20 protein-coding genes are annotated in these 22,475 nt (G+C 52.1%); 3 read left to right on the top strand and 17 right to left on the bottom strand.

The genetic code is table 11. The annotated features are described in order from the left end of the window. Positions 1–551 precede the first annotated feature (551 nt). Complete coding sequence (gene acsF / locus OSC10802_RS0134870; protein WP_017721393.1) at positions 552–1,625, top strand: magnesium-protoporphyrin IX monomethyl ester (oxidative) cyclase; 1,074 nt, start codon at positions 552–554, stop codon at positions 1,623–1,625. A gap of 171 nt (positions 1,626–1,796) precedes the next feature. Here acsF and petC read toward each other — a convergent pair whose 3' ends face one another. The 10 genes from petC to OSC10802_RS52080 form a co-directional block, all read right to left on the bottom strand. Beyond that, positions 1,797–2,330, bottom strand: coding sequence for a cytochrome b6-f complex iron-sulfur subunit (gene petC / locus OSC10802_RS0134865; RefSeq protein ID WP_017721392.1), 534 nt, complete (start codon positions 2,328–2,330; stop codon positions 1,797–1,799). 100 nt (positions 2,331–2,430) lie between these two features. After that, the gene (locus tag OSC10802_RS0134860; protein WP_017721391.1) at positions 2,431–3,297 is read right to left on the bottom strand and encodes a CoB--CoM heterodisulfide reductase iron-sulfur subunit B family protein; all 867 of its coding nucleotides are present in this window, start codon (positions 3,295–3,297) and stop codon (positions 2,431–2,433) included. Beyond that, positions 3,294–3,881, bottom strand: a complete 588-nt coding sequence (locus tag OSC10802_RS0134855) for a 4Fe-4S dicluster domain-containing protein (protein WP_017721390.1) — start codon at positions 3,879–3,881, stop codon at positions 3,294–3,296. The genes OSC10802_RS0134860 and OSC10802_RS0134855 overlap by 4 nt, the downstream gene beginning before the upstream one ends. Before the next feature lie 11 nt (positions 3,882–3,892). Beyond that, positions 3,893–4,957 carry an FAD-dependent oxidoreductase gene (locus tag OSC10802_RS0134850; protein ID WP_017721389.1) on the bottom strand — a complete coding sequence of 355 codons (1,065 nt, stop codon included), beginning with the start codon at positions 4,955–4,957 and terminating at the stop codon, positions 3,893–3,895. 78 nt (positions 4,958–5,035) lie between these two features. Beyond that, positions 5,036–6,082: a heterodisulfide reductase-related iron-sulfur binding cluster gene (locus OSC10802_RS0134845; protein WP_017721388.1), complete on the bottom strand. Its 1,047-nt coding sequence runs from the start codon at positions 6,080–6,082 to the stop codon at positions 5,036–5,038. A 21-nt stretch (positions 6,083–6,103) separates the two neighbouring features. Next, positions 6,104–6,802: a 4Fe-4S dicluster domain-containing protein gene (locus OSC10802_RS0134840; protein WP_017721387.1), complete on the bottom strand. Its 699-nt coding sequence runs from the start codon at positions 6,800–6,802 to the stop codon at positions 6,104–6,106. Between the two features lie 400 nt (positions 6,803–7,202). Then, positions 7,203–8,072, bottom strand: a complete 870-nt coding sequence (locus OSC10802_RS0134830; RefSeq protein WP_017721385.1) for a sulfite exporter TauE/SafE family protein — start codon at positions 8,070–8,072, stop codon at positions 7,203–7,205. 410 nt (positions 8,073–8,482) lie between these two features. Further along, a complete protein-coding gene (locus OSC10802_RS0134820; RefSeq protein ID WP_017721383.1) occupies positions 8,483–9,565 on the bottom strand; it encodes a photosystem II reaction center subunit D1 in 1,083 nt (360 codons plus the stop codon). Positions 9,566–10,168: 603 nt separating this feature from the next. After that, a complete protein-coding gene (locus OSC10802_RS0134810) occupies positions 10,169–11,485 on the bottom strand; it encodes an NAD(P)/FAD-dependent oxidoreductase (protein ID WP_017721381.1) in 1,317 nt (438 codons plus the stop codon). Positions 11,486–11,940: 455 nt separating this feature from the next. Next, positions 11,941–12,141 carry a hypothetical protein gene (locus OSC10802_RS52080; RefSeq protein WP_155969115.1) on the bottom strand — a complete coding sequence of 67 codons (201 nt, stop codon included), beginning with the start codon at positions 12,139–12,141 and terminating at the stop codon, positions 11,941–11,943. Between OSC10802_RS52080 and OSC10802_RS0134800 the strand changes: the two genes are divergently transcribed. Together OSC10802_RS0134800 and OSC10802_RS0134795 are read left to right on the top strand one after the other, a co-directional pair. Beyond that, entirely contained in the window at positions 12,140–12,832 is a 693-nt protein-coding gene (locus OSC10802_RS0134800; protein WP_017721379.1) for an MBL fold metallo-hydrolase, read from the top strand. The two genes, OSC10802_RS52080 and OSC10802_RS0134800, sit on opposite strands and share 2 nt — an antisense overlap. A 232-nt stretch (positions 12,833–13,064) precedes the next feature. After that, positions 13,065–14,777 carry a SulP family inorganic anion transporter gene (locus tag OSC10802_RS0134795; protein WP_232731892.1) on the top strand — a complete coding sequence of 571 codons (1,713 nt, stop codon included), beginning with the start codon at positions 13,065–13,067 and terminating at the stop codon, positions 14,775–14,777. 75 nt (positions 14,778–14,852) lie between these two features. Here the strand turns inward: OSC10802_RS0134795 and OSC10802_RS0134790 are convergent, their stop codons facing one another. The 7 genes from OSC10802_RS0134790 to OSC10802_RS0134755 all read right to left on the bottom strand — a co-directional run bounded on the left by OSC10802_RS0134790 (position 14,853) and on the right by OSC10802_RS0134755 (position 22,435). Beyond that, positions 14,853–15,491 (bottom strand): Uma2 family endonuclease, encoded by a 639-nt coding sequence (locus OSC10802_RS0134790; RefSeq protein ID WP_017721377.1) that lies wholly within the window; start codon positions 15,489–15,491, stop codon positions 14,853–14,855. A gap of 355 nt (positions 15,492–15,846) precedes the next feature. Next, positions 15,847–16,485, bottom strand: a complete 639-nt coding sequence (locus OSC10802_RS0134785; RefSeq protein WP_017721376.1) for a Uma2 family endonuclease — start codon at positions 16,483–16,485, stop codon at positions 15,847–15,849. Between the two features lie 334 nt (positions 16,486–16,819). Next, on the bottom strand, positions 16,820–17,869 hold the full coding sequence (locus OSC10802_RS0134780; RefSeq protein ID WP_026099077.1) for a pentapeptide repeat-containing protein: 1,050 nt from the start codon (positions 17,867–17,869) through the stop codon (positions 16,820–16,822). Between the two features lie 251 nt (positions 17,870–18,120). After that, entirely contained in the window at positions 18,121–19,350 is a 1,230-nt protein-coding gene (locus OSC10802_RS0134775) for a pentapeptide repeat-containing protein (RefSeq protein WP_017721374.1), read from the bottom strand. Between the two features lie 368 nt (positions 19,351–19,718). Continuing rightward, the gene (gene gifA, locus OSC10802_RS0134765; protein WP_017721372.1) at positions 19,719–19,913 is read right to left on the bottom strand and encodes a glutamine synthetase inactivation factor IF7A; all 195 of its coding nucleotides are present in this window, start codon (positions 19,911–19,913) and stop codon (positions 19,719–19,721) included. 64 nt (positions 19,914–19,977) lie between these two features. Then, positions 19,978–20,178 carry a glutamine synthetase inactivation factor IF7A gene (gene gifA, locus OSC10802_RS0134760; protein WP_026099075.1) on the bottom strand — a complete coding sequence of 67 codons (201 nt, stop codon included), beginning with the start codon at positions 20,176–20,178 and terminating at the stop codon, positions 19,978–19,980. A gap of 646 nt (positions 20,179–20,824) precedes the next feature. After that, a complete protein-coding gene (locus OSC10802_RS0134755; protein ID WP_017721370.1) occupies positions 20,825–22,435 on the bottom strand; it encodes a glycoside hydrolase family 57 protein in 1,611 nt (536 codons plus the stop codon). Positions 22,436–22,475: the final 40 nt, after the last annotated feature.

Here is a 22,475-nt window from a genome sequence, read left to right as displayed (position 1 = left end):
TAACTTAACACTAATTTTTGGGGCGGGGTCTGTCCCCGATTCCGCGCCCACCATCTGTAGGGGTTTAGTGGGCCGCTTACCCTACCTGTAGCGTAAGCACGCCTGAGATTCTCTATATACTAAGGAACAGCTGTTATCGCAGGAGCCACTTAGGGAGTGGACGGAGGACCGGCGTTCCCTCAGTACGCGCCCGCACGGAACCGCCTGTCCTCCCGGCTGGACAGCGGGACAGTGGAGCCCGACGGCCCACACACAGACCCACACATATATATAGAGTGCGTGCCCCCCAGGGGCGGAGCGGCTGGGCCGGTGCCCTGGATTTCAGTCCCTGAAAGGGATTCGCACACTTCGGCAAGCCGGGGGCAAGAAACCCGGTTTTTGAAGAAACCGAGTTTCTGGAACGCCGGCTCGCCGCAGGCAATATCACACTTTGCGCTTTTGCGCAAGGCATATGCGAGAGAAAATTGATAGAACTTTTTCGGTAACAGGTATTGACAAGCGCCGGGAAGCCGTATAACTTAAACACTATTGAGTTATGAAGAGTTCGACCTATGGTTAATTCTCCGCCGAAGCCCGCTCTGGAGATGGGGGAAGTCAAGACGAAGGCCATCAAGGAAAACATCCTCACGCCTCGGTTTTACACAACGGACTTTGAAACGACGGCCAAGCTGGACTTGTCGGCGCAGGAGACTGAGTTCCAGACCATGCTGGACGAGATGCGGGCCGATTACAACCGGCACCACTTCGTGCGCGATGAGGCGTTCGAGGGTTCCTGGGATCAGCTTACAGGAGAAGCCCGACAGGCATTTATCGATTACTTGGAGCGCTCCTGCGTGTCCGAGTTTTCGGGCTTTCTGCTGTTTAAAGAACTGTCGCGCAAGCTGAAGGATCGCAGCCCCCTCCTCGCAGAGATGTTTAGCCTGATGGCGCGGGATGAAGCCCGCCATGCCGGCTTCCTAAATAAAGCGATGAGCGATTTTGGCTGTACGATGGATCTGGGCTACCTGACTAAGCATCGGGTCTATACTTTCTTCCCGATCGAGTGGGTGATTTACACGGTCTACCTGTCAGAGAAAATTGGCTACTGGCGTTATATCATCATTTACCGGCATCTGGAAAAACATCCCGAAAATCAGTTTTACCCACTGTTCCGCTATTTTGAAAGTTGGTGCCAGGACGAAAACCGGCACGGGGATGTTTTTAAGGTACTGCTGCGCTCGCAAACCAAACTCTGGAAAACCTGGCAATCCCGGTTGTGGAGCCGGTTTTTCCTGCTGACTGTCTTCGCCACCCACACGCTAACCGTACACGAACGGACGGGCTTTTATCGCGTGCTGGGAATAGACCCCACGGATTTTGATGCGGAAGTGATTCGCAAAACTAACGAAACTGCAGCCCGCGCTTTCCCGTCTGTTCTGGACACGGAACATCCGGAGTTTTTCGAGCGCTTGCATCGCTGTTCCGAACTCAATTTGCAAATGTCTGAAATCGACCGCAGCTCTCAGCCCAAGTGGGTGAAGGCGTTGCGCAAGTTACCGATGCAGCTGTCCATTGTCGGTCATCTCCTGCGGATTTATCTGATCAAAGGGATTGATGCCGAAGCGCTGCGGGGAACAGTGCGGTAAAGCGGTAGAAGAGTTGAGGCGCTCGCTGTTGCAGGTTACGGTGGGGCGAACGCTTCATTGATCTCTAAAAACTCATTTACAAAGAAAAAGTTAAGCTCAGAGAAACCGGGTTTCTTGAAGAAACCCGGTTTCTCGCCTTACAGGCTTAACAATTACTTTATAAACACGCTATTAAACCCACCAAGGGGTTTCCCCGGTGCGGGGGTCAATCTCTGTCCAGGGAGAAATCAAAATCGCATTATCTTTAACAGAAACGCGAACTAACTTGAGAGGGAGAGGTGCCGGTCCGCGCAATACAGAACCGTCGGCACTGTAGCGAGAACCGTGACAGGGACATTGAAATTGCTGGTCAGTTTCGTTCCAGGGAAATGTGCAGCCTAAATGGGTGCAGTTATCTACAATTCCCGCAGTGTCTAAAGTCCCGTCCTGTCTGACGGTTAAATAAGTCGGCTCACCGGCTAACCCCGCAACGAGGGCGCGAGTGCCGGCAGGTTCGGCTAAAATTTGGCCGGCGGGAATGGGTTTGCCCAAGATATCTTTGGCGATGACTGCTCCCCCTTCGCTGGTTTCTGCTGGGGGGATAAAATATTTGGCGACGGGGTATAGTGCGGCACCGGCAGTGGAAGCAACGACTGCCCCAGTCAGAAAATTGAGTAACTGCCGGCGGGACATGGAAGGGTTTTCGAGCGGAAGGCTGCTGTCCATTGTGATTTTCCTTAATTAATAATATTTCCCCGAAGTGGAGCGACTTAATTCGCCTAATTGCTAGGCCATGCGGACAGGAAGCACATTCATCTATTTCCGATTAAATCCCCAATTTAGCCAAAACAGGTTTGGGCGAGACGATGTGCTTGTTCATCCCCAGCTTTCCCGGTTTCATTCCTAACGCCAGTCCGATGATTTCTGTGATATAGAGGATCGGCAGATTGTAAGAAACGCCGTATTTCTTCTCGATATCTGACTGGCGCAACTCCAGGTTAGTGTCGCACAGCGGACACGCCAAAACGATGCAATCCGCTCCCAGGGACTTGGCCTCATCCAAGAGTTTCTTCGTCAGGTCAAAGGCCACATCTTGCTTGGATACCAGAATTGGCCCGCCGCAGCATTTGGTTTTTGACCGGAAATCAACCACATCTGCCCCACAAATCTCAGCCAATCTATCCATCGACGTGGGAAACACCGGCGAGTCCCATCCCGTGATATCTGCCGGTCGAGTCAGCAGACAGCCATAATAACAGGCCACTTTCAGACCGGTTAATGGCTTTTTGACTCGCGAGGCAATATCCACATCGTTAACCAGCACATCCACAACATTTCTGACTCGGATATTGCAGTCAGAAACAGATACGCCCATTTCCGATAGAATCGCCGTAATTCTCTCTTTTTCAGTTTGATTTTCTAATGCCTTTACAGCCCGGGCCGATTTGTTGTAGCACCCGGAACAAGACGCCAAAAGGTCGAGATTTTGCTTTTGCGCCAGGGCGACATTTCTGGCAGCCAAAGCCATGCCGACATCGTGAGAAACCCCAGCTGCTACGGAACCACCACAGCAGGACCAGTCCTTCAGTTCCTCTAGCTCGATTCCCAGTTCGCGCATCACGACTTTGGTGGAGATATCAAACTCCTTGGCAGTCGTGTGCAGGCTGCATCCCGGATAGTAAGAGTATTTCATTGTTTTTTCGCTTTTTCTAAGGCTTCACTAAAGGCTTTCGGGTCTTTAACTTTGGCAGGAAGGGGCGACATCTTGCCCTTGATCACTAATTTAACTCCCAATTCTGCTTGTTCGATCATGGCTTTCAAACCGCCATACTTCTGCATCAGCTCGGGTTCAAAGAGGATGCCTCGTTTCTGAACCAGCTCCACAAATATCTGATTGAACCGGGTAGAGTCGTTCTCGATTCCCTCTCGAATCGCAATCGCCTTCACCGCCTCAATCACATCCGAAGGACGCACCCCGCGCGGACATCTGGACGTGCAGATGTAGCAGGAGCTACACAACCACAGGGCATTACTTTTGAGGACTTTTTCCCACTCCCCTCTTTGCACCATTAAAACTAGGGTTCTGGGGGACATATCCATCAGGTCAATATTAGTGCAGCCACCGCTACAGGTGCCGCACTGCATGCAGGCGGCGATCGCCGCACCCTCCCCCCCCTCAGCTAGGACTTTCTTCAGAAAGTCCGAGTTCATTTTGTCGCCATCAAGCTGGCGATCTACTTTCAGCCCGAAAAAACATTTTTTAGGTTTTACTGCCATTGCTCTAGACCTCACTTAAGCGATGCTGCCACTGTAGCGATTGCTGGCTGCCCATTTGGAAAACCGGCTGCCGTACTTGCGAGAAAACCGGCAATTTCCGCCGCCGCCGAGCGCCCATCCGTAATGGATTCCACAATTGCTTTTGGCCCTGTTGCCGTCCCCGCCAGAAAAATACCTTTTTTGGCAGAAGCATTATTAGAATATTGCTGGTGAGCGGTGCTGTAGAAGCGGTCGCAGCCAACGGTTAAACCGGCCACCTCTGATAGCTCCGCATTCCCCTCCATCCCCACCATCAAAACCAACAGGTCAACACTCAGCCGCATGGGTTTTGCCGTTAAGGTATCTTCTAACCGCAGCAATAAACTGCCATCAGTTTTCTCACCCGCCTCAGAAAGCCGGCCCCGGATAAACTGCACGCCATATTTTTCCTGAGAGGTTCGGTAAAGTTCCTCATAGCCGCGACCGAAAACCCGAATATCCATGTAGAGGCAGTAAATTTCACAGTCGGGAATCAGCTCTTTAATTTCAATCGCCACCTTAATGGCATTGGTGCAGCAGACTCGCGAACAGTAATTATTGTTCACTTTCTCATCGCGAGAGCCGACACAGTGAACCATCGCCACTTTTTTCGGCAGTTTACCGGCTCGGGTTTTAACACTTTGCGCCTTCAGCATCGCATCCAGCTCTACCGAGGTGATGGAATTATCGTAAATCCCGTATCCATACTCCTCTTTAAAGGCCGCATCAAAATGCTTAAATCCAGTGGCCACCAGAATCGCAGACGCATCAATTTTTTCCCCCGTCGATGTGGTGACTTGAAAATTAGGTGCGGCTCCTTCAATTCGAGTCACCGTAGCATTACTTAAAATTCGGGTCTTCCCCAAACCCGCCTTAAGATTGGCGATAATCTCAGACGCATCAGTAAAGTCAGGAAAAACTTTATACCATTTGTTTAAATGCCCCCCCACTTCTGCTTGTTTCTCAATCAAAACCACATCGAATCCAAAATCCTGCAGTTTTCCCGCCGCCGCCATGCCAGCAGGCCCGCCACCAATTACCACTACTTTTTTGTTCATTTTTTTTACCTTTAACGTTTCTTTGCTGCTTCCGGTAGTGTGACCGGTGGGGGCAATTCATCAATTGCCCCTCCTGACCTAAAAAGGTCTTCTGCGTTCTTCTGCCGTCTTGGATTTGTCATAGGGGATGCCGATTTTATCCAGCAAAGGCTCGACCGGCACAGCTTTTGCATTCAGCCCGCAATCCTTAAAGGGGTCATAGCCCAACAGCACTCCAGTCAGTTGCGCGTAGTCAAGGATGCTGACGTTGAACTCTTCTTCCAGCACCTCTTTAATGGTTCCTTGCTCGGCATCCAGAAACACCGTACATCCCGGACAGTTGGTGAGGATCAGATTGCAGTCAGGGTGCGCTTCTTTCAGACTCTTTAATTTCTTGTACACGCTACTCGCGGTGTAGTCGCGGTTTTCTGGGAAAGCGCACTGGCGGAAACCCATCCCGCAGCAGTGCCGGCGTTCAGGATAGTCAACAATTTCCGCACCGAAAGCTTCCAGCAGCCCCACTAACACTTGCGGGAACTCCGCCCCACCCATTGCTTCACCAGGAAAGATTTTTCCGTAGTGGCATCCGATGTGATCTACCGCCTTAACTCCCTTGAGGCTGTACTTGGCTTTTGCCGCCAGTTTATGCCGGTTGGCAAAGAAAACATCGGAAGCGTGGACAACAGAAGGTCTGCCCCCCGAGACGTGAGGAATCCAGAACTCTCTTCCCGTAGTTTCTTTTAAAGTTTTTTCCGTGTATTCCCGCAACTCCGGTTCTTCTTCCCAGAGTTTAATCACTTCCGTGTAGTTGGCAAAAGAGGTGACACAGAAGGAGAACAGATTATCCACACCCAGTTCGTGATGAGCTACGGAAAAATTCCGCGCCGCCACCACCATTTGCGTTTCCAGGTTGGAGACATCCCCGTGATATCCAATCGCCCCACAGGAAGTATGCCCCGGTGCTTCCCGCAGCTCCATACCCAGGTCGTTTTTTAAGATTTTATAGGCAATCCCTTCGGTGTACGGAGCCGCACTCTGTAGAAAACAGCTGCGGAAGCATCCCCACAATTTGCCGCCTGGATCGTCTACGGTTGGGACTTGCTTTTGGTGTTTTTGCCAAGCCAGATTTTCTCTTGCTACTTTCATAATTTATGCTCCTTATTTAGGCTATTCGATTTCGTAGTTCCTGCTATCGCCGGTTTCCAGCCAAGTCTGCCAGTATTTTTCTACTTCTTTCTTGCTGCCCAGTTTCCTTTCCATGCCTTTTTCAACGGCATCCATTAACTCAATCGCCCCCGTGACTTTATAAATAGCCCGCAGTTCTTCCATGTCTTTTTCGGGAATCACTCGGTGGGAGCCGGCGCTATTTTCCAGATCCATTGGCACATCCCACCACTCCCGCATCTCTTCCCTGTGTTCGTAATAGTATTCCCAGTTTTCCCCGAGTTCTGGGAAGTGGGCGGGGGTGATATTTTCTGCCAGCAGGGTATAACCTCGTTTTAATATATTTTCCCCAAAAACCCGCTTGGCGAACAATTGCTGTCTGCCTTTTTCTGACTCGGCAAAGAAACCGTGACGGATGGACATCCGGCGCAGGGCGAGAATGACTGAGGCGGTACTGTTGCCTCTCGGACACCGGGTTTTGCAGGAAAAGCACTGCCCGCAATACCAAATTTTGTCTGATTTTAGCAGCTCCTCAATCTGCTCGTCATCTTCCGATTGGCAAATATTCATCACCTCTCTCGGAGAGTATTCATTGAATTCTGCTGCAGGACAAACGGCAGTACAGACGCCGCAGTTCAGGCAGGCATTCATGCCGTGCTGGTACAGAATGTCTTGTTTAAGTTCTTCAAACAGTTTGCCCACAGGTAAACCTCCTCATGTCAGCTAACTGGATTTTAAAAGTCTTGACTATCTAGCTGTATTTCTATACTAGCATAGCTTTATAAAAAGTGCTTTTTTGTGACTTTTTCTAAAAGGGGTAATGCTAGAATAGGATGGATCAGAAAACTGAGAGATCGATGCTTTGCCGTCTGCGACACGCCCGGTCGCGAGGGCCATCACTCTATATACAACTATAACTTTATAGTTGTATTGCTGTCAAGCTTTCAAACAATTTTTTTCAGATGGCTGAAATCCAGGTCAATCAGCGCTTTCAGCCGTTTTAGGCATGGGGCGGTGCGTTTTGAGTCTAAATACCGCCCGCACCAAACGTTAAGTTTCGCATTCCAAACATCAAAGATTTTTTTCACTTCCTGAGATGAAATTAGGATTTTGGCCTAATAAGTGAACTTTGATTTCCTTTACTAGGAGGATTCTCTGGCCTTTGAGATTTATGAACTCCGGAGTGATTTTGAAACAAAACAAACCCGGCAACACCTAAAAGAAAATAACCGAAACTTTTCTGGAGCTGTTGAGCTGAAACGAACTGAGCTAAATAAGCGCCGACTAAGGTTCCCAAACCAGCGGCTATTGTAAACGATACTGTTAGGGAAATGTTGAATGAAACATGACCCAAGTAGCCCAGCAATCCAGCCACAGCATTGAGAAAAATAATGAGCAGGGAGGTGCCAATAGCCTCTTTCATTGGGGTATTCCCTAACAGCACTAAAGCCGGAACAATCGCAAATCCTCCGCCTACTCCTACTAAACCCGTTAAAATGCCCACTCCCAATCCTTCAGTTGTTAACCACAGCCAAGAATATTTGGAGACGAGGTGAGGGGAAAAATCTGGTTTGTATTCATCTTTTTTTGCAGTATTTTTCGTTTGAGAGTTCCGGCGGATCATGAAGAAAGCCATGAGCAGCATCAGAACAGCAAATAAAGTCATTTGAAAGGTATCTGTAACCACAGGTAGAGTCGCTATTTTTGCCCCCAAAAAGGCCCCTAACATGGTAGCCGAACCAAAAATATACGCCTTTTTGAAATTAATATTTCCCCGCCGCCAGTGGGGAATAACTCCGAGCAAGCTGACGCTGCCAACAATAACTAAGGTCATCACAATTGCGGGCTTGGGAGCTATTCCCATAACATAGACCAGAATTGGCAAAGCCAATACAGAGCCACCCCCACCCAACAATCCCAAACTAATACCAATACAGACAGCTAACAAATGCCCGACAGTCCAGACAGTCATCGTTTTTTCTCTAAGAAACTTTTGGTTATTGTGAGAGTTTGGCCCATTTTTGAGGCCCTGGTTTTATCTATCTTAGCATCTTTTTCTAAACCCTGCTTTTTTGTGCCTTTTTTTCCAGTGGGGAATGCTAAGACAGGATTTCGCAGGGAAGTGAGATATCGATGCTTTCCCGTCTGTGGCCCGCTAGTTCGCGAGCGCCAACATTATATATATAGCTCTATGGCTGTATTGTTGTCAACCCCCTGTGATGATTTTTTGTCCTAGGGCTGAAATCCAGGTAAATCAAGGCTTTCATCCGTTTCATGCCAGGGGGTCATGCCAGGGGGCTGGCCGTCTTGGGGCTTAAATCCTGCCCGCACCAAATCGGGGGCCAGAAAGCCGATTTCTTCAAGAAACCGGCTTTCTAAATGTTAGCTGTTAATTGCGGGAGCAGTTAAAGCAACAGGTTGCAGATTGCCGGCAGCCAAATCGAGGGGGAAGTTGTGAGCGTTGCGCTCGTGAATCACTTCAATCCCCAAGTTAGCGCGGTTGATCACGTCAGCCCAGGTACTGATGGGGCGACCTTCAGCGTCAAGAATTGACTCGTTGAAGTTAAACCCATTCAGGTTAAATCCCATCGTGGAAATTCCCAAAGCGGCGAACCAAATGCCCACCACCGGCCACGCGGCCAAGAAGAAGTGCAAGCTGCGGCTGTTGTTGAAACTCGCGTACTGGAAAATCAAGCGTCCGAAGTAACCGTGAGCGGCGATAATGTTGTAGGTTTCTTCTTCTTGCCCGAACATATAACCGGCGTTTGCCGATTCATTTTCGGTGGTTTCGCGAACCAGAGAAGAAGTCACCAGAGAGCCGTGCATCGCGGCAAACAACGCCCCGCCAAACACACCGATAACGCCTAACTGGTGGAACGGGTGCATGAGAACATTATGCTCGGCTTGGAACACGATCATAAAGTTGAACGTGCCAGAAATTCCCAGCATCAACCCATCAGAAAAGCTGCCCTGACCGATAGGATAAATTAACAGCACGGCAGTGGCGGCTGCCACAGGAGCGGAATAAGCAACGGCAATCCAGGGGCGCATTCCCAGCCGGTAGCTGAGTTCCCACTCGCGCCCCATATATGCGTAAATGCCGATTAAAAAGTGCAGCACAATCAGCTGGTACGGACCGCCGTTGTACAGCCACTCATCCAAAGAAGCTGCTGCCCAAAGGGGGTACAAGTGCAAGCCCACTGCTGCTGAAGTGGGGACAACGGTAGCGGTAATGATATTATTGCCGTAGAGCAAAGAACCGGAAACCGGCTCGCGAATCCCATCTAAATCCACCGGCGGGGCGGCAACCATCGCCAGGATAAAAACAGTGGTGGCCGTTAAAATTGTGGGAATCATTAACACGCCAAACCAACCAATATACAGCCGGTTCTCCGTGCTGGTAATCCAGTCACAGAAGCGCGACCACAGGTGATTGCCTGTCTTTCGGGATACAGCTGTTGTCATTGCCGTGATATCTCCTTCGCGATAAATGCGTTACAGTCTGCGAACAGGTGCGCTCGCGTCCCTGTATCTATATATAACCACATAGTCATACTGCTGTCAAGTGTTTAGCAAAAAAATTTTTTCCAGATGGCTGAAATCTAGGTACATCAGGGCTTTCAGCCGTTTCGGGCGGGGAGGGAGGGGCGCACCGGCAGCTTTGGGCCAGGGTGACGCCCGCCGGTTATAGCAGCAGTCATATTGGTAAGGACCCGAAGAGCGGGGGAGCGAGGGAGCCGGAATGTCCTCACCTAAGTGGCTACTGCCACACTCACAAAACACCTTTTCTGTCAAGGGTGCGAACAAAACTTTCTGGGCGCTTCTGGGGGCGCGCCGGTTAAAATCGGGGGGGCAGGCGAGTGGACATGAATAAACGCCATCGGATGGGAGACAGTAGGGTGGGTTAGCGCGGTTCGTAACCCACCACACAATTAAGTGTCGATGCGTAAGTCCTGGACATCAATAAACGAGATCGGATGGGAGCCAGAACCCCTGAGAGACAGAAACCCGGTTTCTTAAAGAAATCGGGTTTCTAGATTAGTTTCTAGACTTATGCCCACCTACTTATTATTTTTCCCGCCACTGCAGAAACTTGATATAATCCCCCTCAAACCGCTCTCCTTTTAACATCCGGTTCCAGTAAACCCAAGGCAGGACGTGTTTTTTCATCAACCACATCACCCAGCGCTCTTTAGCGGGGTTGAGAGGAAAACTCGACATCGGGCGGCCAGTGTAACCGTCAAACTCCGACATCACAGTTCTGTCATAGCCGGTAATTAAAGGGCAGCAGGTGTACCCGTCATATTTTGCCCGTAAAGGTTGCGAGCCCATAAACGCCAGTAAATTTTCTGCCACCACCGGCGCTTGCTTGCGAACCGCCGCCGCCGTTTTCGACGTGGGCAGCGAAGACGCATCCCCAATCCCAAACACATTTGGGTAGCGGTTGTGCTGCAGCGTGTCTTTATCCACATCCACCCAGCCATAAGGGCTGTTCGGAACCGCCAGCGGGCTGTTTTTAATAAAATCTGGAGCGCTTTGGGGCGGCGCAACGTGAATTATGTCGTACTTGACGCTCACTTCACCAACAATCCCGCCCTCATCGAAGACATCAAAAATCGCCTCTTTCGTGCCGGCTTTAATCTCCTTGAGATTGTGGCGGAATTTCACTTCAATGTCCCGCTCTCTCACGACGCCTTCCAAAATCTTGGAATACGCCGGCACCGCAAACATTCTAGTCGCGGGCGTGAGAAACATCACCTTCGTTCGCTGGCGCACTCCCCACTTACTGCGGAAAACATCGTCCGCCATGTACATAACTTTCTGGGGCGCACCGCCGCACTTAATCGGCGTATTGGGAAAAGTAAACAGCGCATTTCCGCCTTGAAAATTCTTAATCAATTCCCACGTGTAAGGGGCGTAACGGGGCGAATAATTGCTAGTCACGCCATCTTTCCCGATCGCTTCTTTAAGACCTTTTATTAAATGCCAGTCAGTCTGAATTCCCGGGCAAACAATTAAGCAATCATACTCTACCCGGATGCCTTCAGAGGTGCAGACGGCACTGTTATCTGGATCTAACGTTACCGCCCGATCTTTAATCCAAGTCGCCCCTTTGGGAATTAAATCTTGTTGATTTTTGACGGTATCTTGGATCTGAAAAACCCCACCCCCCGTCAGCGTCCAGCCCGGTTGGTAATAGTGTTTGTCCGACGGTTCGATGATGGCGATATCCAGCGAGCGGTTTTTCGCCAACAGTAGTGAAGCGGTCGTAATCCCAGCAGCACCGCCACCGATAATCACGATCTGGTAGTGAACCGTTTTGCGGACTTCCGGTTGGATTTGTGGAACAGCAGTCTGGGACTGTCTTTGTGCTAGCGTTGCCATTGTCTCTTTTTCCTGGTGAGCATTTTTACCGAGCCCGCTTTGGGCGGGGCAGGAGGCACGCCTCGCCCCGCCGGCTGGGTGAATCTACTTAACCCTGCTGCAAAAATTTTTTTGCATCCCCTGTCAAGCTTATCTGTCATATCACTATATAGTAATATTTGTAAAACGTCAAGCTGCCGGTTTCCCACCGGCTCGCACAGGGCCAACAGCCCTGGCCAGCGAGCGAGCCGCTTCTGGGCCATGACCTGCCGCCGTGGTGGCCTGCCCCACCGGCACGGGAGGGAGTCTGGGACGGGTGCTGGCCTTCCCTTGGCCTGGTGAGCGCTTTACCGCGCCCCCTCCTCCCCGGCGAGGAGGCCCGCCTCACCCCGCCGGCTGAGTTAATATACTCAATAAAGAGGCAAAAATTTTTTTTGCCTCTCTTGCTAAATCAGACTCTTTATATTATTGTATAGTCATATAACTGCCCAAGGGGAAAGTGAAGCTTCTGGCCGCAGGGGGCGAAAAGCCCTGGATGGCGTCGCCCACTGGGCCATTGCCATGCCGGTGAGAGACGGTTGTGCTGTCCCGGCGATGCCGGCGCGAACAGCGCCAAACAGCCATCCAGACAGGGTTCCTGCCAAAACAACAGATTGACCGCAAGGAGAGAAAACCATGCTGTTCCGCCAACTCTACGACAACGAAACCAGCACCTACACTTATTTAATTGCCGACGAAACAACCAAAGAAGCGGTTTTAGTCGATCCGGTGATCGAGCAAGTCGATCGAGATATGAAACTGCTGCAAGAATTGGGACTAACATTGCGGTACTGCCTAGAAACCCACATTCACGCCGATCACATCACCGGCACCGGCAAACTGCGCACCTTAACCGGCTGTCAGGGAATCGTCCCGGAAAATGCCAGCGCCGCCTGTGCCGACCGCTTCATTAAAGATGGAGAAATCTTGCGCATGGGAGACATCGAAATTCAAGCCGTCGCCACCTTAGGCCACACCGACAGCCACATGTCATATCTGGTGAGTGGCTCTCATATTTTAACAGGCGATTCCCTGTTTATTCGCGGGTGCGGGCGCACAGACTTCCAAAGCGGCGATCCAGCCTTAATGTACGAGCACGTCACCCAAAAACTCTTCTCCCTACCAGACGAAACCCTAGTGTATCCGGGCCACGACTACAGGGGGCAGACCGTTTCAACCATTGGCGAAGAAAAGAAATACAACCCCCGCTTTGCCGGCAAAGATCGGGCCAGTTTTATCCAGCTAATGAACAGCCTCAACCTGCCCGATCCCAAGAAAATTGCCGAAGCCGTTCCCGCCAACCAGCGCTGCGGTAACGTGCCGGCATAGGGGCGATACAAAAAATGCCAGAAAATGCCGGTCAAGCAGGCGCTGATCGTGAGAGCGTCAGGGCATTTACCGGCTTTTCAGCGCTGTTTGAGCGGGTTTTCTCCCCCGCTCCCTCTGCTGTGCTAAAATCGTGCCATAAATGTGCCAGCAATTCGACACAAAGACCTTCCAAAGTTTTGGCCAAGCCATAGCGAAAAGTCCCTCTTTTGATCGATTCCCTTTCATTTCCAGATTGAGCCGGGCTCTCCCAATTTTAACATGGGGGCTGCACTACCGGCGCGAATATTTGCTCGGAGATGTCACCGCCGGCATTATCGTTGCCAGCTTGTTAATTCCCCAGGGAATGGGCTACGCCATGCTGGCTGGGCTGCCCCCGCAAGTAGGGCTGTACGCCAGTATTCTCCCGCAACTGGTCTACGCCGTTTTGGGAACCAGCCCCATGCTTTCAGTTGCGCCGGTGGCCGTAGATTCCCTCATGGTGGCGGCAGCAGTCAGCGCTCTAGCCAAAGAAAACACCCCAGAATATTTAGGGCTGGCACTGACTTTAGCATTCCTCGTCGGTGCCCTAGAACTTATAATGGGAGTGTGCCGGCTGGGATTTTTGGTTAACTTTCTCAGCCAGTCCGTGATTTCTGGATTTATCAGCGCCGCAGCCATTATCATCGGGTTCAGCCAAGTCAAACACCTGTTCGGGCTGAAAATACCCCAAACGGAATCCTTTGTACAGCTGGTCAGTTACCTGGCAGAAAACATCGGGACATCCAACTGGATAACCCTCAGTCTGGGAGTGGCCAGTTTGGCTCTATTGGTGTATTTTAACAAAGGCTTTAGCCGGCATCTGAAAAAGTTTGGATTGCCGGATGCCGCCACTGTTCCGATGACCAAAAGCTCGCCTTTAATTGCTGTCACCGGCAGCACCCTGATTGTCTGGCTGTTTCACCTCGATAAAATAGCGGGGGTTAAAGTCGTGGGAGAAATCCCGCAAGGGCTGCCGGCGCTAACCTTTCCCCTCTTTGACCTCAATACCTTTCAATCTTTACTGCCGGCAGCCTTAGCCATTAGCTTTGTCGGGTTTATGGAAGCCTTTGCCGTTGGCCAGTTTTTGGCGAGCAAGAAACGGCAAAAAATAGATGCCAATCAAGAATTAATCGCCTTAGGTGCGGCGAATGCCAGCGCCGCCTTAACCGGGGGCTATCCCATTACAGGCGGGTTGAGCCGGTCGGTGGTCAATTTTTCTGCCGGCGCAAATACCGGGCTAGCATCCATTATAACTGCTTCCGCGATTGCCGTCACCGTAATGTTTCTGACACCGCTCTTTTATTTTCTCCCCCACACCAGTTTAGCAGCGGTTATCTTAGTGGCTGTAGCGAACTTACTGGATTTTGCCACCCTCAAACGCCTGTGGGCTTACGATCGAGCGGATGCCGCTGCCTGGTGCGCGGCATTTGTGGCGGTGCTTGCCACCAGCGTGGAAAAAGGGATTGTTATCGGTGCGGTGATTTCTCTGGCGCTGCACCTGTGGCGCACCAGCCAACCTCATATCGCCATTGTCGGGCGCGTGGGCGAAACCGAACATTTCCGCAACGTGCTGCGTCATGAGGTGCAAACTTGCCCGCACGTTTTAGCGATTCGAGTTGACGAAAGCCTTTATTTTGTGAATGCCAAATACCTGCAAGATTACGTCCTGAAAGCCGCCGCCAACTCCCCCCAAGTAAACTCTTTGGTTTTGGTGTGCAGTGCTGTCAATATTATTGATGGCAGCGCTCTATCAACTTTGCAAAGTTTGATAGCTGATTTAAAGACAATGGGCGTTGAATTTTACATGTCAGAAGTGAAAGGGCAGGTGCTGGACAAACTAGAAAAAGTCGGGTTTGTGGCGGCGCTGGGGAGCGAGCGCATTTTCTTAAGCACAGACCAAGCCATGCGCAAGTTAGAATGTGTGTGAGGGCAATTTAAGTCGGGTAGCGGTGAGGGGGAATCGCAGGGAATTTGTCTGCCGGCACCCCGCCTAAGCCAGCCCTTAGGGATTTGGCTGAATTTGGCTCTTAACCCAACTGCGAAATTCTCTAACCAACTCTAAATAATCCGCAGTTCCCGCTTGCTGTAAAAACCGAGAAATTTCCAGCACCGGCACATTGGGAAATGCCAGACTGCGCTCACTCGGCAAATACTCCTTATCCCGCAGCACATTAATACTGAAGGAATCCCCATCGTAAACCCAGACTTCCGGAACGCCTAGCTCTGCATAGACAGGAAAGCGAATTTTGTAACTGCTGGTGATATCAATCTCAACCACTAAATCAGGGGGCGGGTCCTGATTGAGGTCGATTCTCTTTTTGCCTTGAACTGCGTTCAAGTTCTGAATATAGAAACATTCGTCTGGTTCCGCCCCACTAAGTTCCGGGCGTTGGAAAGTCGTGGAGCCTAGGGGTTCAATGCCAACTTCTGATTCTTCAGCCAGGGTTTCGACAAAGCGGCCAATTATTTTTTTGTACCGTTCGTGTTCAGGTGATGGAACCATAATTTCAAGTGTGCCACGATTGTAAGTAAGGCGCAGCCTGCGATTGCTCAGTTCAGCCAGCAAGGCTTCATAAGTTGGCCAGCTGATACCGGAGAGCTGGATTCGTTCTGCGGGTTGGGTGAGAGTGCTAGTTGTCATAGGGCGGTTGGTTCAGGTTGAGACGGTCGCCTTCCTAAATTATATCACAGACGGTTAGCTGCCGTCAATTGTTTGCTATTAATTATTATTAATGGCAGCGCTTTGGCACCCGGAAAATTTTTGATAGTTGATTTCAAGACAGTGGGGGTTTAATTTTATATTTAATTACTGACATATCCGGGGCAAGACAAACTAGAAAAAGTCGGGTTTGTGGCGGCGCTGGGGAGCGAGCGCATTTTCTTAAGCACAGACCAAGCCATGCGCAAGTAGAATGTGTGTGAGGGCAATTTAAGTCGGGTAGGGGTGATGGGGAATCGCAGGGAATTTGTCTGCCGGCACCCCCCTAAGCCTGCCCTCAGGGATTTGGCTGAATTTGGCTCTTAACCCAGCTGCGAAATTCTCTAACCAACTCTAAATAATCCGCAGTTCCCGCTTGCTGTAGGAATCGAGAAATGTCCAGCACCGGCACATTGGGAAATGCCAGACTGCGCTCACTCGGCACATACTCCTTATCCCGCAGCACATTAATACTGAAGGAGTCCCCATCGTAAACCCAGACTTCCGGAACGCCTAGCTCTGCATAGACAGGAAAGCGAATTTTGGAACTGCTGGTGATATCAATCTCAACCACTAAATCAGGGGGCGGGTCCTGATTGAGGTCGATTCTCTTTTTGCCTTGAACTGCTTTCAAGTTCTGAATGTAGAAGCATTTATCTGGCTCCGCTCCGCTAAGTTCCGAACGTTTGAAGGTAGTGGAGCCTAGAGGATAAATTCTAATGGCTAATTCTTCTGCCAAGGTTTCGACAAATCGGCCCACGATTTCTTTGTACAGTTCGTGTTCAGGTGATGGAACCATAATTTCAAGTGTGCCACGATTGTAAGTAAGGCGCAGCCTGCGATTGCTCAGTTCAGCCAGCAAGGCTTCATAAGTTGGCCAGCTGATACCGGAGAGCTGGATTCGTTCTGCGGGTTGGGTGAGAGTGCTAGTGGTCATAGGGCGGTTGGTTCAGGTTGAGACGGTCGCCTTCCTAAATTATATCACAGACGGTTAGCTGCCGTCAATTTCTTGCAGGGCTAAAGCCCAACTACAAACCTTTGGGCTAAAGCCCAACTACAAACCTTTGGGCTAAAGCCTAACTACAAACCTTTGGGCTAAAGCCCAACTACAAACCTTTGGGCTAAAGCCCAACTACAAACCTTTGGGCTAAAGCCCAACTACAAACCTTTGGGCTAAAGCCCAACTACAAACCTTTGGGCTAAAGCCCAACTACAAACTTTGGGCTAAAGCCCAACTACAAACTTTGGGCTAAAGCCCAACTACAAACCCTTCACTCCTCAAAAATTGCCCCGCGCTCCGTCAGAGCTTGCTTCATCGCCTCAGAAATTCCAGAATTGCCGGCAAAGCGAGCGCTATCCACATTCGCACCAGTCAAATCCGCACGAGTCAAATCCGCACCGGCAAGATTAGCACCCACCAGATTAACGCTAGTTAAATCAGCATTTTTCAAATAGGCACCCCTGAGCAGCGCACCGGCAAGATTGGCGCGAGATAAATACGCACTGCTCAAATTCGCCTCAATCAGCAGCGCGCCGGCAAGATTAGCGCCGCTGAGGTTCGTGCGCAGGTCCGCACCCCTCAAATTAGCGCCACTGAGGTTAGCGCCGGCAAGATTTGCATTCGTCAGCACCGCGCGGCTGAGGTTAGCGCCGGCAAGGTTCGCCCCCGCAAGATCCGCCAGATTCAGGTTAGCGCCTACAAGGTTAGCCTCCCGCAAATCCGCACGGCTCAAATCTGCATAGTGCAAGTCAATATCGCTCAAATCCGCACCCGCAAAATCCACCTCTGGATTCAGCCCCAGACTCCTCGCCAGCGCCACAAAGTCAGAGGTTTCGCTGCTGGAAAATAATTCTCGGGCGAGGGCGCGCTGCTGCTGCAAGCACTGCATCGCCTGCGCCGCTTCTCCGAGCGATTTGTACGCCAATCTCAGATTTCCCAGCGCCTGAGCCTCCGCTTGCCGGTCGGACATTTCCCGCGCTATTGCCAGACGCAGCTGCAAGTATTCTATCGCCTCACCGGCATCCCCCAACTCCAGGAAAGCATTTCCCAAATTCAGCAGCGCATTCCCCTCTCCGCGCCGGTCGGAAATTTCCCGCGCTATCGCCAAATGCTCTCTATAGCATTCAATCGCTTTTGTCAAGTTTCCTAGCGCCTGGTAAGCGACTCCCAGATTTCCCAGCGCCGCTCCCTCCCGCCGCCGGTCTTGAATTTCCCGGTAGCTCGCTAGCGCTTTTTGCCAGGACTCCAGCGCCGCCTCAAACTCACCCGTCTGATATTGCTCAATTCCTTGTTTCAGCAGCCGAGCCGCTTCAGACATCATCTGACTTCCGCGCTTAATAGTAATGTTAATATTGTCTGGCTATCCGGGCTGTCACAGCTGTTGGCATTGGGCAAGGGGCAATGGGAACTGGGCGTTGCTAATCCCCCTCGCCGGTCTCCCAGTGGCAATGAATCAACCCGACATAATATCAGCAAATGCGCCGCAACTTTAAACAGCCCGCCGAGAGAAATGCCGGCAAAAGCTGCAGGGCCAGTGCGCGCCGGTCGCGAACAAGCGCTATCTGCAGCCGCTCAGAGATCCTCAAAAATCGCGCCTCGCCGCTTTAAATCTGCTTCCATCTTCTCAGACAGCCCGCAATCCTTTTTGAATCGCGCTTCCTGCACCAAAGCGCCTGCCAAGTTAGCGCCGGTGAGATTGGTTAAGACTAGCCCAGCGTGGTGCAAGTCAGCAGCCTCCAGGTTGGCACCAGTCAAATCAGCATCGCTGAGATTGGCATTGCTGAGATTCGCCTCCCTGAAATTGGCACCCTTGAGGTTAGCGCCGCTCAAAGAAACCAGCGCCAGAGCGCAGCGGTGCAAGTCAGCACCCTCCAGGTTGGCATCGCTGAGCAGCGCGCCGCTCAAATCAGCGCCGGCCAGCTTCGCCTCACTCAACTGCGCCTCACTCAAATCTGCATCGTTGAGCAGGGAGCCGCGCAGGTTAGCGCCGGCAAGATTGGCACCGGCAAGGTTAGCGCCATTGAGGGTAGTGCCCTGCAAATTGGCACCGGCGAAATCCGAGAGCGGATTGAGCCCCGCAATATTGGCCAGCGCCACAAAGTCATCAGTTTTTGCCCCTAAAACTTGGTAAATCAGTGTTTCCAGCTCAGCGGAGCTAACCGCCGACTCCTCAGTTTTGTAACTGCTCCAGTGGGGCGAAACAGAGAGCGAATTGTATTGCAGCACAACAGCGCGGCTGAGATTCGGCTTCAGTTGCAGCTCCTCGATGGACATCGCCAGCTTTCTTTCGAGCACCGCATGTTTGTTGGGGCTGATGTCGTGCGGCCAAAGTCCTTCAACACCGGTGAGGCGCACGCAAGCCGGTGGCACTTCAAACACGCCCCGCACTTCGCAAGGCATCCCCGTGACTTGCAGCGTTCCGAGCTTGAAATTTTTGATTTCCGCTGTTAAAACCGGCGGGCTGGCCAGAGCTTTTAGGGCAAAAACCCAGCAGGGTTCCACCTCCGTACCGCTCGCTGTCACCTGACAGGCGGTAGAGTTTTCGTCGAAAAGCTGGACGCTGCCGGTGAGCTGGCGCGACTGTTCCGCCATTTGGCAGTTTTCTAGCGCCAGTTTCAGCTGCCCGCCGGTGAGGCCAAATTTGAAGCGCCCCCCCATCAGCGGCTGCCAAGCTTCGTCAAAGTGCAGCGTCAAATACAGGTCAATCCGATCGCTTCCCGCTGCGCCGGTGGGGGCGGGGATGCCGGTCAATTCCATTGACAGGCAGTCTGGCTGGGGTTTTGAGGTCAGAGGTGCTTGCATTGCCAATTTTCGTGTCGTAGGGACCTACCTGATATCCCAAGCTACCATATATGGGCATTGGGCATTGGGGATTGGGGATTGCTGAACCTCTTCCCCATGCCCCATGCCCTGCGCCCTGCGCCCTGCGCTCTGCGCCCTGCCCTGCGCCCTGCGCCCTGCGCCCTCCGCCCTGCCCTCCGCCCTGCCCTCCGCCAAAAATTTAAGGGCGCTCTTTCTTGTGAGCGCCCCGCCAGTGTTTTTTCAATTGAGTGAGTTATATTGAGTTGCTTGTTCCGGTGGGTGGGATCGGTCGGCTCGCCGACCGGCGGCAACCACTGCGCTTGAGTCCTAGGAGGCAAACCACAAAGCGATCCTGGAATCGTTGCACGTTAGCTCATCGTTGCATGGCTGCGGTCGTAAGTCACTCGGTTGGCGGCAGATGGCTTTCCTTGAATGGGGTTCCAGTAGTCACTGGCGTCGAGTCCCACTTCAGCCGCCGCACGAGTCAGCAAGGATTGCTGGCGGTTCTTGATCAGGTGATGGTGGCGCATCATCAGGACGCGAGCTTGTTCTTGAGCGGACATGTCAAATTCCTCCGATTTAATACTTTCAATTTCTATCGCTGGATGTTCTATTGCTCGATGGCACTTAGCTCATCGTGGCCTGCGATCGGTCATAGCTGATCTGGTTTTCCGAGTGGGGCTTGCCTTGAATGTGGCCCCAGTAGTTGGCGGCTTCTGCGGGAAGGCCAACTTCCGCAGCGGCGCGGCACAGCATGGACTGCTGCCGGTTCTTCACGAAGTGATGGTGGCGGAGCATCAGAGAGCGAGCTTGTTCTTGAGCGGACATGGTGGGTTCCTCCTGGTTGTCTGGCCGGTTGGGCTTGCTTGTTTGCCCTTCTGTATTCACTATATCAGGTGATTCTGTATCTAAAACTACAAAATGCCTTATATTTACAAAAATTTACATTAATCTTAATTTGGACTTCGGGATCGCTGGGCCCGGGCGGGGTGCGCTCTCCTCTGTCAGTCCCTCCCGTGGGGGCTGTATTCTTGCCGGTGCCGCACCGGCACAAATATAGCAGTAGCCACTTAGGTGAAGGCATTCCGGCTCCCCCGCTCCAAAAGCTCCCCCGCTCTTCGGGTCCTAACTAATATGACTGCTGCTATAGCAGTAGCCACTTAGATTAGGACATTAGACCTTCAGGCCCGGCGTTAGCGCAGCGGCGCGTTAGCGCTACGCCGTACCTACGTCTATATCCCAGTAGTAATATGGGTTAGGACAATAGGAGCCGGAGTGTGGGGGTGCAAAAGAGGCCGAAATGTACGAACCTAAGTGCCTACTGCTATATAACAGAGGCTCCCTCACGAGTAGTGAGGGAGCCAGGGCCGGTCAGGTGAATTTGTCAGCAGGTAGGGTGCGTTCCCCGCTGCCAGTCCCAGGCTTAGGGGCTTTTTCAGGGAACGCACCCTACAGGGGTTGGCTGTCCCAACTGTCAGCGGATCGCGGCGGGCACCGGCAGGGGCTGGTAGACGCGATAGTCGATGTTGGGGAAGATGTTGTCGAGCTCCTCGACTTTTTCCAGCCAGCCGGCGTCGATTTTGCCCTGGCTGATGTCGTCGTAAATTTTGTTGAACCGCATCAAGTGGGAGCGAGTGCGCCGCACCGCATAGGGCACCATCGTGCCGGTGCGCATAATAAACGCCCAGTCAGAAGATTGGGCCAGCAGCAATTCCCGCGCCGCTTGGTTGAGCGCTCGCCACTCCAGCTCGTCTGCCGGCAGCCGCCTAGCCAGCTCAATCATCCGCTCTGTGGCTTGGTGCAGGTGGGGGTAAATCCAGGAATTGGTGTCATTGAGCCAGTATTCGTGGAACCCTTTCCACCCCCAGCTCGACTGTGCCGGGCGGGCAACTTGCTGTTTGGGGTGCTTTTGCAAATAATCCGCCAAGTGCGTCATCTCATAGGTTTTTTGGTCGTACCAAGTCTTGCGAGCGCAAAAATCAATAAACCACGGGCCCTCATACCACCAGTGGCCAAATAGCTCGGCGTCGTAAGGGGAAACCACAATCGGGGGGCGCTGCATGATACTGTGCAGGTGGTAAATTTGGCGCTCCCGGTTCATCATGAAATTGCCGGCGTGATCGGCGGCTTTTTCTCGCGCCCAGTAGGGATCGTACAGCTGCTTGTCTGCCAAGCTCAGCCCCCGACCGGTAATCTTGTGGTACTTGATGCCGACATTTTTCCGCTGGCCATTGGGCATGATGTAGGGCTTGATGTATTCGTACTCCGCTTCCCATCCCAAGTCTTTGTAGAACTCCCGGTAGACTGGATCGCTCGGATAGCCCAGCTGAGTTGACCACACCTGTTGCGAGGATTCCTGATCCCGACCGAAAGCCGCCACCCCACACTCGGTATAAATCGGAGCGTAGCTGCCGCAGCGGGCGCGGGGGCGGGAGTAGAGCAGCCCGTGGCCATCGGTGAGGAAGTAGCGCAAACCGGCTTCCCGCAGCACCAGCTCCAACCCTTCAAAGTAGGCGCACTCCGGCAGCCAAATCCCCTTAGCCGGACGCCCAAAGTTCTCTTCGTAGTGGTCGCAGGCCACTTTGATTTGCCCCCACACCGCTTCTGGATACATCCTCATCAGTGGCAGGTAGCCGTGGGTGGCACCGCAGGTGATGATTTCCAGGTTGCCACTGTCTGCGAATTGCTTGAATGCCTGTACCAGATCCCCGTTATAGCGCTCCCACACCTGCCGCGCCTGGTTGAATTCTGTGGCGTAGTGCTCTGCCAGGTAGCGGATGTGGCCATTGTGCGCGTTGTGCTCTATCTCTCGCTCCGCCAGATCTTCGAGTTTCGCCAGGTGAGCGTCGTAGCGCTCTTGCAGCAGCGCATCCCGCAGCATCGACACCAGGGGCGGTGTGATGGTCATGGTGATTTTAAAATCGATGCCGTCCCGCTTCAGCCCTTCAAATACTTTTATTAAAGGGATATATGTCTCTGTAATCGCTTCGTAGAGCCACTCTTCTTCTAGAACGTAGTCGCTTTCGGGGTGGCGGACAAAAGGCAGGTGGGCGTGCAGAACCAGAGCCAGGTAGCCAAGAGCCATAGTGATTCCAGGAGCGTGGGTTGATGTTAAACTTTAGCAG

This window comes from Kamptonema formosum PCC 10802 (genome assembly GCF_000332335.1).
Classification (GTDB): domain Bacteria; phylum Cyanobacteriota; class Cyanobacteriia; order Cyanobacteriales; family Oscillatoriaceae; genus Oscillatoria.
Note: the sequence above shows the minus strand (reverse complement) of the source record. Positions and strands in the feature narration are given on the sequence as shown.